Source organism: Halalkalibacter sp. APA_J-10(15) (genome assembly GCF_023017105.1).
In the GTDB taxonomy this organism is placed as follows: domain Bacteria; phylum Bacillota; class Bacilli; order Bacillales; family Bacillaceae_D; genus Halalkalibacter.
In genome coordinates, this window is the sequence record NZ_JALKEV010000019.1 from 76,862 (window position 1) to 90,206 (window position 13,345).

Sequence of the window (13,345 nt, forward strand, 5' to 3'; positions counted from 1 at the left end):
AGGTCATGGAGAAAAAATATCATGAGCTAGTGAAGAATCGGATCTATATTGGTGGAGCTGATGATGTAGGGACCGTTCAACAAAATGAGAAGGTAGATGTCGTATTTGATCTACGTGCAGAGTCTCGGGAGGAGGATGTAGCATACAATCGTGTTCATTGTCCAATCGTTGATGATGCTGATAAACAGGATGAATCGGTAAAGGAATCGATTGAACAAATCGTCCAAGCGTATGAAGAAGGAGAAAATGTGTATGTTCATTGTCAAGGAGGCAGTAATCGAACAGGTACAGTTGCTGTTGGTACATTGCTGACCTTAGGTGAAGCGAGTACGATAGAAGAGGCAGAAGAGCTAGCGAAGCAAGCACGTCCGAAAATTAACATTAAGCCAGAAATGAAGGAAACGCTAAAGCGACTCTTTCCTAAAGCTTAATAAATGATCAATCGAAAAGCGCTTGGATGGGGTTCCAAGCGCTTTTCAGCATTGTCGAATGAATACTTTTTTGGGATGAGTATTCGATGCTAGTATATCGGCACATCGGAGCTCGGACAATGGGATTTACTCTTTTTTTACAAAATTTACGTAAAGTTTAGATTTTACTTCATTTAATTAATGATCAAAAAAGAAACCGTTGTCATTTTCTTGTATTCATATTATGATGAATACATAAAGAATGCGTAGAAAAATTTTAGTTAGAGAAATAACAACGTTATTATTTTGAGGAGGATATGAAATGAAACCGTTTATTCACGATGATTTTATGCTGCAAAATAAGGTAGCGAAGAAGCTATACCATGAACATGCCGCACATATGCCGATTTTCGATTTTCATTGTCACTTAAGCCCACAAGAGATTAGTGATAACCATCAATTTTCGACGATCTCGGAGATTTGGTTACATGGTGATCATTATAAATGGAGAGCGATGAGAACGTTAGGGATTGATGAGCAGTATGTGACAGGTTCCGCATCGGATGAAGAGAAATTTCAGCAATGGTCAAATACGGTTCCGAATACGATTGGTAATCCATTGTATCATTGGACACACCTTGAATTGAAACGATATTTCGGAATTGACGAGCTATTAAATGAGCATACGAGTAAGCGGATTTGGGAAGCAACGAATGAGCAGCTACAACAGCCTGAATTAACGACCCAAAGCATTATTGAAAAGTCAAACGTTCGTGGCATTTGTACAACAGATGATCCGACAGATAACTTGGAATACCATAAACGAATTGCGCTTAATCAAGACATTAAGACAGTTGTATTGCCTACGTTCCGACCTGACAAGGCGATCGAAATTCAGCAGGAAGGCTTCCAAAGCTATATTCAAAAACTAGGAGAGTCAGCGGATATCTCGATTCAGCGTTATGATGATGTACTGAAAGCGTTAGAAAGTCGAATGAATGTCTTTGCTGAAGTAGGGTGTGTCGTTTCTGATCATGGAATTCAAACATTACCATTCGAATCGGTTACGAAAGAGGAAGCTGATCGTATTTTTGAAAAACGAATGAGTGGTGAGCATATTACAGAGCGAGAAATTGAGAAATATCGTACGTATACAATGATCTTCTTAGGAAAGCAATATCATCAACGTGGCTGGGTCATGCAGCTTCACTTAGGAGCAATTCGAAATAATAATAAACGAATGTTTCATAAGCTAGGTCCAGATAAGGGCTTTGATTCGATGTACGATTTTAATATGGCTGCGTCATTAAATGGCTTTTTTAATAAGTTAGATTCGACTGATCAATTGCCGAAGACGATCGTCTATAATTTAAATCCGATTCACAATGAGGTGATCGCGACAACGATAGGTAACTTCCAGTCATCTGATGCGCGAGGGAAGCTCCAATTTGGATCAGGCTGGTGGTTTAACGATCAAAAGGTAGGTATGGTCAGACAAATGACGGATCTAGCGAATCATGGGTTACTTAGTACATTTGTTGGGATGTTAACGGATTCAAGAAGTTTTCTGTCTTATACACGTCATGAATATTTCAGACGAATTCTATGTAATGTAATAGGTGAGTGGGTAGAGCTTGGTGAAGCTCCTGAGGATTATACGTTACTTGGGAAAATGGTTGAGGACATTTGCTTCCATAATGCCAATCAATTCTTCGGTGTAGAGCTTGAGCGATAACGAGAATAAGGAGGGACGAAGATGACGACTGTTGCAGATTACTTGCAAGTTCACACAAAAGATAATGTAATTGTTGCTCTGAAAAACTATGAAACTGGTGAACGGATCTCCTTTCAGAATCAAGATGTTACATTACGAGAAGCCGTTGAAACAGGGCATAAAATTGCGATTCGACCGATTGAAAAAGGCGAGAACATCATTAAATATGGTTACCCAATTGGTCAAGCTACGAATAAGATTTCAATCGGTGATTGGGTTCATACACATAATGTCGCGACGAACCTGTCGGGTACGTTAACCTATGAATATAAGCCGAAAAATCTCTCTTTTCAGTCATTGCAAACAGATCGAACCTTCCAAGGCTATGTCAGAGCGAATGGTGATGTCGGCATTCGGAACGAAATTTGGGTGATTAATACCGTTGGCTGTATTAATAAAACGTGTGAAACCGTAGCTAAGACGGCAAATGACATGTATAAAGGCGAGAACATTGATGGTGTCTATCACTACCCTCATTTATTTGGCTGTTCACAGCTTGGAGATGATTTGCATAATACGCAAAAAATCTTAAGTAATTTAGTTCATCATCCGAATGCGGCGGCTATTTTGGTAATGGGACTGGGCTGTGAGAACAATTACATTGAGTTTTTTAAGCAAGTGCTAGGTGATTATGATGAAAAGCGGGTTCGTTTTATTGAAGTGCAGCAGGTTGATGATGAAATTGAAGAAGGATTAGATGCAATGGAAGAGCTTGTTTCCTATGCGAAAACCTTCAAGCGTCAGCCTGTTCCAATATCGAAGCTGAAGGTTGGTTTGAAATGCGGTGGATCTGATGGGTTTTCAGGCATTACAGGAAATCCGTTATTAGGAGCTTTCTCTGATAAATTAATTGCCCATGGTGGCTCAACGATCTTAACCGAAACGCCTGAGTTATTTGGTGCAGAGCAAATTCTTATGGAACGTGCACAGGATGAGGGTGTTTTTCATAAAGTCGTCGACATGGTCAATGGCTTTAAAGAGTACTTTATCAAGCATGATCAAAATGTGTATGAAAATCCATCGCCTGGGAATAAAAAAGGTGGGATTACAACATTAGAAGAGAAATCACTCGGCAATGTTCAAAAAGGTGGATTTGCGCCGGTTGTTGATGTGCTTGATTACGGAGGGAGGATGAAGGAAGCTGGCTTAACCCTTCTTGAAGGACCAGGAAATGATCTAGTCTCTGTAACGGCATTAGCTGCATCTGGTGCGCACATTGTACTCTTTACAACAGGACGTGGAACGCCGTTTGGTGGACCTGTTCCAACAGTGAAAATATCAACGAACTCGGCCCTTTACAATAAGAAGAGAAGATGGATTGACTTTAATGCAGGACAATTAGTGGAAGGAAAGGATAAAGACGAATTAACGGATGAGTTTTTTGACTATATAGCCGCGCTTGCATCAGGTGAAGTGCAAGCAAACAATGAAAAATATGGCTTTAAAGAGATTTCTATTTTCAAAGATGGTGTTATTTTATAGGGGGAAGGAGTGTGAAAGATGAAGACATTGACGAAGCAGTTGTTGGAAACGGAAGGCTCACAAAGTGCTGAATATGTTGAGCTTGATCATTTACCAGAAAAGGTTCTTCAGTTTGGAAAAGGTAATTTTCTTCGGGCTTTTGTGGATTGGCAAATTCATCAGCTGAATAAGCAGCATTTGTTCAATGGGAAAGTGGTGATTTATCAGCCTTCCCCACATGGACAGTCAAAGGTGTTCTTAGAGGATCAGGATTTTCTATATACAGTGGTTCTTCGTGGAATTGAGAATGGAAAGAAGGTTGATACGAGTGAAGTAATTTCATCTGTTTCACGTTCATTATCCTATGATCAATGGTCGCACGCTTTGAAGCTTGCGAGTTCAGAAGAGCTTGAGCTTATTATTTCGAATACGACGGAAGCTGGAATCACTTATGTAGCAGAAACACCACCTAACCAGGAGGACATTCCGAAGTCGTTTCCGGCAAAGCTGACGATGTTCTTATTTGAACGTTATCAACGCTTAGGTGAACGAAAGGCCCCTGGGCTTACGATTTTACCTTGTGAGTTAATTGAGCAAAACGGAACAAAGCTCAAGGAATATACGATGAAATATGCGCGAGACTGGCAATTACCAGTAAGTTTTATTGAGTGGATTGAGAAAAAGAATACATTTTGTAATACGTTAGTTGATCGAATTGTGACAGGTTATCCACACGATTCGATAGAGGAATATCATGAGCGGTTAGGATATGAGGATAAAGGATTAACTGTCGGAGAGCCATATCATTTGTTTGTTATTGACGGTGGTGAAGACGTTCAGCGTACGCTTCCTTTATCAGCAGCTCAACTGAATGTGAAATGGGGAGATATTACACCATATCGTGAAATCAAGGTGAGACTGTTAAACGGTCCGCATACGATGATGTTCTCAGTCGGGCATTTATTTGGCTTAAGGACGGTACAAGAGGTCATGGAAACGGAATCAACTCGTCAATTTGTTGAAGCGGCTTTTCATGAAATCAAACAAGTAGTGAGCGGTGATGAGCAAGAGAAGGAAGCCTTTATAGCTAGTGTGAAGGAGCGTTTTCTCAATCCGTATAATCACCATCATTTATTAGATATCGGGTTAAATGCTATTAATAAATTTAAAGCTCGCTTGCTACCTACATTGAAGCGCTTTGTAGAGGAAAAGGGAGAATTACCACAATCAATTGTTTTTTCGATGGCTTCATTGTTTCTTTATTATAAACCAATTCGAAGAGAAGATGATGGTCTAGTAGGATTACGTGATGGTGTCGAGTATAAAATGAAAGAAAATGAAGACGTTCTATCATTAGTCACACAAGCGTGGGAGTTTTATGATAAGGGCGGTGAGCTTGCAACGGTGGTTTCTTCACTTTTACAAGCCGAGCATGTCTGGGGAGAGGATGTATCACGATTACCCGGGTTGCATGAAGCTGTTACAAATTATCTTCAACTGATGCTAGAAGAGGGAATGAGTAGTGGTCTTGAACGTTTGTTAAATGATTGTGAAATAACCGGTTAAAAAGAATTGAAGCACGAGTTAGGAAAATATATTTAATGGGATCATAACAACGTTGTTAGACAATGACGATAAGGAGATGGGAAAAATGAGAAAAAAATACGTATTAATCGGAACGGGTGGAAGAGCAGAATTTTTCTACGGATCATTAGCAAAGGATTTTAAAGAGACTGGGGAATTAGTCGCTTTTTGTGATGTAAATCAAACGAGAATGAACTACGCGAATAAGCTATTAGTTAGTAAATATGATCATCCAGAAGTTAAAACCTATTTGAATACAGAGTATGAAAAAATGATCAAGGAAGAGCAGCCTGACTTTGTCATCGTGACAACGGTAGACCGTACACATCATACGTATATCATTCAGGCGTTAGAACTAGGATGTAATGTCATTACGGAAAAGCCGATGACAGTTGATGCGGAGAAGTGTCAGGAGATTATTGATGCGGTTAATCGTACAGGTAAGGAAGTTCGCGTAACCTTTAATTACCGTTATGCGCCACACAATACAAAAATTCGTGAACTCATTCGCGATGGTGTGATTGGCGATGTGTATTCTGTTAACTTCGAATGGGCACTTGACACTCAGCACGGGGCCGATTATTTCCGTAGGTGGCATCGTGATAAGAGAAACAGTGGTGGTCTGCTTGTCCATAAGTCGACTCATCATTTTGATCTTGTGAATTTCTGGTTAGGGACAGAGCCAGAGACCGTTTATGCGAATGGTGGTTTGCGTTTCTATGGTAAGGAAAATGCAGAAGCTCGTGGGGTGAAGCAATTCTATCAACGTGCTCACGGCAATGAATATGCCAAGGATGACCCATTTGCAATACAGCTTGAAGACAATGAGCATTTAAAGGCGATGTATTTAGATGCTGAGAGTGAGGATGGCTACCAGCGTGATCAAAGCGTATTCGGTGATGGCATTAATATTGAAGATACACTTGGAGTGATGGTCCGTTACAAAAATAAGGCGATCTTAACGTATTCATTAAATGCTTATTTACCGTGGGAAGGGTTCATTATATCCTTTAATGGTAGCAAAGGCAGGATTGAAGTGAAGGTGAGAGAGCAATCCTACATTAATTCAGGTGGCGAGAAAGCGGATGAAGGAGCTATCGAAGAAAAGGCCATAACTGTTCTACCTATGTTTGGTCAACCTTATGAAATAGAAGTGGTTGAAGGTGAAGGTGGCCATGGTGGGGGCGACCCTGTATTGCTACAAGATATATTTGGTGAACCTGGTGAGGATGAATTCCAACGAGCTGCCTCCCATGTAGATGGAGCGAAATCAATTCTAACAGGAATTGCTGGCAATATTTCATTACAAACGGGCCAAGCTGTGAAGGTTGATGAGTTGATTAAATTATAAATTTTGATGTGAGAAGACAAAACGCCTTTGAGAGATGACTCTCAAAGGCGTTTTTATGTTATTTCGTCTGGTGACATTGGAGGATGTGTTCCACCCATGTCAGTTCATTTTTTGTCATGCATAGTAGAGGCTGGAGACATTCTATAATTAGTGTCTCTATTCGAAAAGTATGATAAATATCCTTTCGTTTACAAAAAATAAACAATTCTTATCATGAAATTAATGGATACGGAAGGCGTAGGTCTATTAATCTATAGATAGGATGAGACTAATAGACTATAGAGTAGGTTAGGGGGGTTCAAATGAACCGAATGAAACGAATATTTCAAAAATTGAATAGACAAGTTCCGTCGGTATCTATTCGTCAAAAGCTGTTAACGATTTTTATCACGATTCTTTTGCTATTCACTTTGACATTTATTATTCAAATTGTTCAAGTGTTAGACGTGGAAAGTCAAATTAAAGAGATGGCTAATAGTACGGAAGATGCGATTCTGCTCTCTTCTATTAATTCACTTATGAAGGAGAAGTATATATTAGTAAATGAATTTGTTGAACGTGGTGGCTACGTCGAGCCGGCACTAGAACAAGCGGAAGGACAACTAGGCGAGTTGTTTCTCGAATTAGAAGTTAGTAGTCAATCTGATATTCAGCATTTAATTTCAGAAAAGAATCATGAATTTAACGGGATTGTTGATCAAATTTTTGATGGTACTGGTAGTACGATGAGCCATATGTCAACACTTTTTCTACACATTCAAGATATAGATCGAACGATTCTGAATTTCTCTGATGAAGTATTAGAAGCGACGGAGACCAATAGGGCAAGGAGTATGGAGACGATTCAACAGTCTCTTCAATTGTTTGTTGTCACATTTATTATCGCAACTGTTGTTGGAATAGGGTTCATCTATGTGTATAGTAGAAGGCTGAATAAACGTTTACGTGCTGTTGTAAACATCACAGATGAGTTAAGTCATGGGAACTTAGCTATTCAAAAGCTCTCTACTCATTCGACTGATGAAATAGGAAGGTTGAGTCTTTCGATTAATGATATGCTTGACCAGTTGAAACGACTTGTTCAGCACATTGCTGAATCGTCACATAAAGTAAAGAGCTCATCAAGTGTATTAAGTAATCATGCTTCTGAATCATTACAAGCAGCCGGAATAATCTCTCATTCGATGACAGAAATACTAGTAGGGACAGAAGAGGTGCTACGAACCTCGCAAAAAGATGAAACTCACATTCAAGAATTGTCCTACACAGCAAGAGAAGTGAAGAATTACATGCTAACAGTTGATGAAAGAACCGAACAATCTAAGGTGTTAACAACAAATGGTATTCATAAGATCCAAGCAGCTAAACGACAAATGGCCGATATTTATGATAGAACAACTAGCTCAGTTACGATGATTGCTGAACTAGACAAGAAATCCAAGGAGATCACGTCGATCTTGAGCATGATTACATCTATTTCCGAACGAACGAATTTGCTCGCTATTAATGCATCCATTGAAGCTGCACGTGCAGGGGAGAATGGTAAGGGCTTTGCCGTAGTGGCGAGGGAAGTTCGCCAGCTAGCTGAACAGTCAGGAAAGGCGGCAAAGAAAATTGCTAGTCATATTGGTGATATACAATCAGATATTACAAAGTTTGTTACGGTCACAAGCTCTAGTCATCAATCTGTCCATCATGGAATGGAATTAATGGATGAAGCTTCGTCCATTTTTACATCAATCACAGAGGCGGTTGATGATGTCTCAACAAATGTTGGGGAAACGACTTCAGCGGTGACAATAATAGATGAGTCAATCGTTCAATTGCATCAGCGTATGAGTGATACAACGAAAACAATAGAAGAAAATGCCCACTTCGCTGAACAAGTAGCAGCCTCCACAGAGCAACAGCATCAAGCAATAACAGAAGTAACTGTAACAGCAGAAGCTTTATCTAGTATGGCGCTAGAGCTTGAACTAGCAGTACAGGCATTTAAACGGTAAAAGAGAAAGCTCCTTTCTCATCACATTTTGGTGAGTGAGGGGTTCTTTTTAGGTTATAGTTCCGTTTTAAAAAAGTCATATTCTTATAAAAAAAGTCATCACTTTCGAGGGGAAAGTCACAACCTTTCATATTCATATAAAAGCACGGTTTATTTCTAGTATGATGAATGAAAGAAAGGGGGGAGCGTCATTATGATAAATGAGCAACCGACTGTCCTTATTATTGACCATGAAGTACATGTTCATCAAATAGTAAAGGCATCTCTAGAGCACAGTGGTTATCAAATTAGGAGTTGTTATTCTGGGAAACAAGCGATATCCGAGGTTACCAAATATCAACCGGATCTTATTTTAATGGAGGCTGCCTTGCCTGATATAGATGGAATCTTTATTTGTCAGCAACTCAGGAGAACGTTGGATATTCCTATTCTGTTTTTAAGTGTAAAAAATGAAGAAACGGATAAAATTGTAGGCTTAACTGTAGGAGCTGATGACTATATATCAAAACCGTTCGGAACAGGTGAGCTCATTGCTCGCATTAAGGCACATATTAGAAGAACCATGCTAAATGTGATGAAAGATAAACTACCAAATTCGTATAGATCTAAAAATGAAGTGATATCCTTTCATTCAATGACCATTGATGAACAGCGTTGTGAGGTGGTGTTAGAAGGACAATTTGTTGAATTATCCTCGAAGGAATTTAAGATTCTTGTTCTGTTCGCTAAAAACCCAGGAAGAGTTTTTGAGCCCGAAGAAATTTATCGCCTTATATGGGGGTGTGATGGGTTAGATGATTTTCGTACAGTAGCCGTTCATATAAGTACGCTTAGAAAGAAGCTCGAGAAACAAGGGTCTTATCGAATGATTCAGAACATAAGAGGATTAGGATATAAGCTTGAATTACGAGAAAGTAGAATTCCAAATGAAACTTAAAGATTCTTTATTGTATTATAAACTCAATTTTAGGTTTATTTTAAGTGAAATTTTTATACTATAAATAAGCATAGCAGTCGTGCTTATGCTTAGGGGGAATTTCTAGAAAGGGACGTGATTGATCGTGAATTCAATGGAACAGCTATTTGATTTTCTAGAGATTGTACGTCATGATATTCGGTTGAAGCATAACGTTCAAGCTTTACTAGAGCAAGGGAAGGAGGTGTTTGTAGAAGGGCTTGTGACGTTGGCAAACAACGAGTATGGTTACTCGTTAGATAAAGGTGAGATTATGCGTATCATTGAGGATGAGATAGAGGTTACTTTTGAAAATGGGCAACAACCAAATCAGATTACGAGTATCGCAACATCAACAGTATATCATTGTAAATAAGCAATGAACGTTATTAAGTCTCACAAGAGTGGTTTCTAAAGCTCATGAGGCTTTTTTATTTGGAAAAAATTCACCTCATTTCTTTGTAGAATGGATCAACTTAATTTAAAACACCATTTTAATGGAACTTTAACTTTCATTTAATTGTATTTAAACCTAAAATGATAAGGTTTAGATGAAGGTAAAGAGAAAGTGGGGAGTGGGTGACGTGCTTACTTCATTTGAGAACTATCAGTTAGAGCTGAAAGCGAGTTATTATGAGTTGTTGAATGACGTATTTTTTAAGTGGAGGACCGTAGGAGGTTCGACTTCTTTATATAATAAGTGGTTCGTGAAAGCCGAAGATCATGATGAAAAAAGCGCTTCTCATAAACCGTTGGAATCACCTAATTTGCACTTAAATGAACGTGAAAGTCCATGGGATAGTGAGGATTTAGAGCAGCTTTTTTTAGTGGAAGCTGAATCGATTTTTAAGGAGATATGGCATAGTAAGATAGAGAATGGTGACGATGAAGTGATGTGGTCTGTAAAGCAGCGGGAAGGTTCGGAGGATAAAGGGTCGTCTACTGGTTGGGATTTATATGAAGGACGTACCGGTATTGCTCTGTTCTTTGCTGCGTTATATGCGATTAATAGGGATGAGTTAGTGAAGGAAGCGGTTAAGAAAGTGATCTCTCCATTTTTTGACGAGATTCAAAGTGGATTAGGAACGGATAAAGAAACGATTCCATTAGGCAAGGCACATGGAATAGCTGGGATTGTTCAGGCTCTTTTTCTCATAGGTGAGTATGTAGATGAAAAGAGTTATATTGAAAATGCGTCGGCAATTCTTTCTCGAGTAACCGTATTGAACATTCAGTCTGATCAGCTTTTAGATATTTTGGAGGGAACAGCTGGGTTATTATCCGTTGTGTCTGATTTATATGAACAAACAAAGGATAAGAATATGATCACATTAGGCAATGCTTTAGCAGAGCATTTAATGGAGTGTCGAGTTGAAAGTGAGCTAGGAGTAAAAGTTTGGTTATCTGATGATGGAAATCAGCTATTAACAGGGTTTGGTCATGGGATATCGGGGATGGCACATGCCTTGTATAAGTGGTATAGGGTCACAGGGCATCTTCCTTATGAAATAGTTGCTGAAGAGGTGTTACAATATGAAGGTTTGATGAAAGAAAGCAGTTGGACTGACTTTAAGGACAGGAGTCATTTTGATACGCTGGAGCAACCATTCATGGCAGGTTGGTGTAGTGGAGTTCCTGGAATTGGTTTAGCTCGACTTACGGTGTTTCAAAAAGCTGATATAAGCTTCCGACAGGATTTGAAAAGAGCTCTAGCATTTACGGAATGGTCTTCTGTTCAAGGTGTTGACCATCTCTGTTTTGGAAATGCGGGGCGATTGGACTTTTTATTAGAGGCGTCAATCGTGATGAATAATGATCATTTATTTCATACTGCTAGACAGAAGCAAAAGTGGGTCATAGAACAGAAGCAAGTCCGAGGTCATTATGTACTAAATTTGGAGGATGAAATGAGCTTTTATCCATCTCTTTTTCAAGGTCTATCAGGGATTGGGTATGTCATGTTACGCTGTATAAACGCAAAAAAGATTCGAAGTATATTAACATAGACAGCAGAGGGGTGCGAGGGTGGCTAAAAAGGATTACAATAATGAAATAAGTGAAAATCATACGTTTGGTTATTTAAAACATGATCAATTACATTTGATTTCTGGAGGGGATACACAACATTCCATTCAGGTGTGTTCCCGTTGTGATTCGCGAATCGCCGTACAAGGGCTAGACATTTGTGGTGTATGCTATCGGCGTGAACGCATAAAGGGAATATAGTGTAATGAAAGCTTTTCTTATGACGAGATTGGGAGAGGATGATCCTTTTTTACAGAATCTAACGGCAACTAGTTGACCAAATAAAGAGTGATGTATATTGTGAATAGTAGGGATAAAAGTGAAAGGGGTGACGATTTGGAATACACAGATCAGATGAAAAACAGAGTGAAGCGTGTAGAGGGACAAGTTAAGGCAATACTAAGAATGATGGAAGAAGGCAAGGATTGCAAAGAACTCGTTGTTCAAATGACAGCGGCTCGAAATGCTTTAGATCGGACAATAGGTGTCGTTGTAAGTACAAATCTCGAATCTTGTGTACGAAAGCAAATTGAAAAAGAGGAAGACACGGAAGTATCGATTCAGGAAGCGGTTAATTTACTTGTTAAAAGTAGATAGTTTCGATTATTTCAAGTAGGAGTGAGTGATAAATGAGTGTGATTGAACATAAGAAGGAAGCACCTAAAACCGTTCATTGTAAAGTCATTACGGTTAGTGATACAAGAACATTTGATACAGATAAAAGTGGTACATATATAAAGGAATCATTATTCAACCAAGGTCATAAAGTTGCTGAGTATGAAATCGTCAAAGATGAGCAAAAGGAGATACATGACTCCATTATAAAGGGCGTTCAAGCTGCTCATATTGATGCGATTTTGTTAAATGGAGGTACAGGTATTGCGGATCGTGATGTAACCATTGAAACGGTTAAGGCACTCATAACAAAGGAAATCGTTGGATTTGGTGAATTATTTAGAATGTTAAGTTACACAGAGGATATCGGTCCTGCTGCGATGTTAAGTCGAGCCATTGCGGGAGTGAGTCGTCATACAGCTATCTTTGCTATGCCTGGCTCCAGTGGTGCGGTAAAGTTAGCAATGGATAAGTTAATTATATCTGAGCTAGGTCATGTTATGAGAGAAATACGTAAGGACATGTAAAATGAATATTCAATCCTGTTTAAGGATGTCCCAAAGGAAGAGGTAGATCTTTTTTGGGGCATTCTTTTTTTTAGGACAGGGATTTATAAATGTTGTAGAAGGAGGTTAGGGAAGAATCGAGGGAGATGGAGGTGAATTCGCAGGTGGCGTTGGCTTCGCACATTACACGTTTTTATGGAAGAGCTCCACTTTCATAAAAATTTAAAACCTTTGTAACGGCTCCGCGCAACGCTTTTAAGAAAAGACGCTGTCGCGTTTTTCTTAATCAGAATTAGCTCGATCTGTCATTCGCCAATTGATTAGACCGATGATCATGAAGATGATGAATAAAAATATATACACACGTGTCGACCAGTTACCGATTCCGGTAAAAGCAAGAAATAACCATAGCAGAGAAGCGATAAAAAACAAAACACTACCTACAGGCATTTTATTCATATGAAAATCCCCCTTTCATGAGGACATCGAAAAGGTTAAAAACAAATGTTATCAGTGTCTTTCCTTTCCCCTCTTTTCTTGTTAGTTTCTCCACCTTTAAGCGAAATAATCTTCACATAAAAAAGAGAATGTATCGTTTTTATATTGAACGTTGCTACATAGTTCGCTATAATTGATATTCATTATCATTTGTGGTGATATAG

The 13,345-nt window shown here is 39.0% G+C and carries 13 protein-coding genes; 12 read left to right on the forward strand and 1 reads right to left on the reverse strand.

Annotated features, from left to right (window positions below):
• Positions 1-5 precede the first annotated feature (5 nt).
• The 12 genes from MW695_RS19230 to MW695_RS19285 all read left to right on the forward strand — a co-directional run bounded on the left by MW695_RS19230 (position 6) and on the right by MW695_RS19285 (position 12,704).
• The gene (locus MW695_RS19230; RefSeq protein WP_247107120.1) at positions 6-431 is read left to right on the forward strand and encodes a protein-tyrosine phosphatase family protein; all 426 of its coding nucleotides are present in this window, start codon (positions 6-8) and stop codon (positions 429-431) included.
• Positions 432-732: 301 nt separating this feature from the next.
• Positions 733-2,145, forward strand: a complete 1,413-nt coding sequence (gene uxaC / locus MW695_RS19235) for a glucuronate isomerase (protein WP_247107121.1) — start codon at positions 733-735, stop codon at positions 2,143-2,145.
• A 21-nt stretch (positions 2,146-2,166) separates the two neighbouring features.
• Positions 2,167-3,666, forward strand: coding sequence for a UxaA family hydrolase (locus MW695_RS19240; RefSeq protein WP_247107122.1), 1,500 nt, complete (start codon positions 2,167-2,169; stop codon positions 3,664-3,666).
• 18 nt (positions 3,667-3,684) lie between these two features.
• Entirely contained in the window at positions 3,685-5,211 is a 1,527-nt protein-coding gene (locus MW695_RS19245; RefSeq protein ID WP_247107123.1) for a tagaturonate reductase, read from the forward strand.
• An 85-nt stretch (positions 5,212-5,296) separates the two neighbouring features.
• Positions 5,297-6,580, forward strand: a complete 1,284-nt coding sequence (locus MW695_RS19250; RefSeq protein WP_373647664.1) for a Gfo/Idh/MocA family oxidoreductase — start codon at positions 5,297-5,299, stop codon at positions 6,578-6,580.
• Positions 6,581-6,882: 302 nt separating this feature from the next.
• Complete coding sequence (locus MW695_RS19255; protein WP_247107124.1) at positions 6,883-8,583, forward strand: methyl-accepting chemotaxis protein; 1,701 nt, start codon at positions 6,883-6,885, stop codon at positions 8,581-8,583.
• A gap of 192 nt (positions 8,584-8,775) precedes the next feature.
• On the forward strand, positions 8,776-9,519 hold the full coding sequence (locus MW695_RS19260; RefSeq protein WP_247107125.1) for a response regulator transcription factor: 744 nt from the start codon (positions 8,776-8,778) through the stop codon (positions 9,517-9,519).
• Between the two features lie 124 nt (positions 9,520-9,643).
• Entirely contained in the window at positions 9,644-9,913 is a 270-nt protein-coding gene (locus tag MW695_RS19265) for a hypothetical protein (RefSeq protein WP_247107126.1), read from the forward strand.
• A gap of 208 nt (positions 9,914-10,121) precedes the next feature.
• Entirely contained in the window at positions 10,122-11,543 is a 1,422-nt protein-coding gene (locus MW695_RS19270; RefSeq protein WP_247107127.1) for a lanthionine synthetase LanC family protein, read from the forward strand.
• A gap of 19 nt (positions 11,544-11,562) precedes the next feature.
• Positions 11,563-11,763 carry a hypothetical protein gene (locus MW695_RS19275; RefSeq protein WP_247107128.1) on the forward strand — a complete coding sequence of 67 codons (201 nt, stop codon included), beginning with the start codon at positions 11,563-11,565 and terminating at the stop codon, positions 11,761-11,763.
• Between the two features lie 135 nt (positions 11,764-11,898).
• Positions 11,899-12,159 carry a metal-sensitive transcriptional regulator gene (locus MW695_RS19280; RefSeq protein ID WP_247107129.1) on the forward strand — a complete coding sequence of 87 codons (261 nt, stop codon included), beginning with the start codon at positions 11,899-11,901 and terminating at the stop codon, positions 12,157-12,159.
• A gap of 32 nt (positions 12,160-12,191) precedes the next feature.
• The gene (locus MW695_RS19285; protein WP_247107130.1) at positions 12,192-12,704 is read left to right on the forward strand and encodes a MogA/MoaB family molybdenum cofactor biosynthesis protein; all 513 of its coding nucleotides are present in this window, start codon (positions 12,192-12,194) and stop codon (positions 12,702-12,704) included.
• Positions 12,705-12,965: 261 nt separating this feature from the next.
• Here MW695_RS19285 and MW695_RS19290 read toward each other — a convergent pair whose 3' ends face one another.
• Entirely contained in the window at positions 12,966-13,142 is a 177-nt protein-coding gene (locus MW695_RS19290; protein WP_156315003.1) for a hypothetical protein, read from the reverse strand.
• Positions 13,143-13,345: the final 203 nt, after the last annotated feature.

Excerpts from the sequence above, each read along its gene's own strand:
- MW695_RS19230 (WP_247107120.1), top strand. The coding sequence starts at position 6 with ATGGAGAAAAAATATCATGAGCTAGTGAAGAATCGGATCTATATTGGT.
- uxaC (WP_247107121.1), top strand. The coding sequence starts at position 733 with ATGAAACCGTTTATTCACGATGATTTTATGCTGCAAAATAAGGTAGCG.
- MW695_RS19240 (WP_247107122.1), top strand. The coding sequence starts at position 2,167 with ATGACGACTGTTGCAGATTACTTGCAAGTTCACACAAAAGATAATGTA.
- MW695_RS19245 (WP_247107123.1), top strand. The coding sequence starts at position 3,685 with ATGAAGACATTGACGAAGCAGTTGTTGGAAACGGAAGGCTCACAAAGT.
- MW695_RS19250 (WP_373647664.1), top strand. The coding sequence starts at position 5,297 with ATGAGAAAAAAATACGTATTAATCGGAACGGGTGGAAGAGCAGAATTT.
- MW695_RS19255 (WP_247107124.1), top strand. The coding sequence starts at position 6,883 with ATGAACCGAATGAAACGAATATTTCAAAAATTGAATAGACAAGTTCCG.
- MW695_RS19260 (WP_247107125.1), top strand. The coding sequence starts at position 8,776 with ATGATAAATGAGCAACCGACTGTCCTTATTATTGACCATGAAGTACAT.
- MW695_RS19285 (WP_247107130.1), top strand. The coding sequence starts at position 12,192 with ATGAGTGTGATTGAACATAAGAAGGAAGCACCTAAAACCGTTCATTGT.
- MW695_RS19290 (WP_156315003.1), bottom strand. The coding sequence starts at position 13,142 with ATGAATAAAATGCCTGTAGGTAGTGTTTTGTTTTTTATCGCTTCTCTG.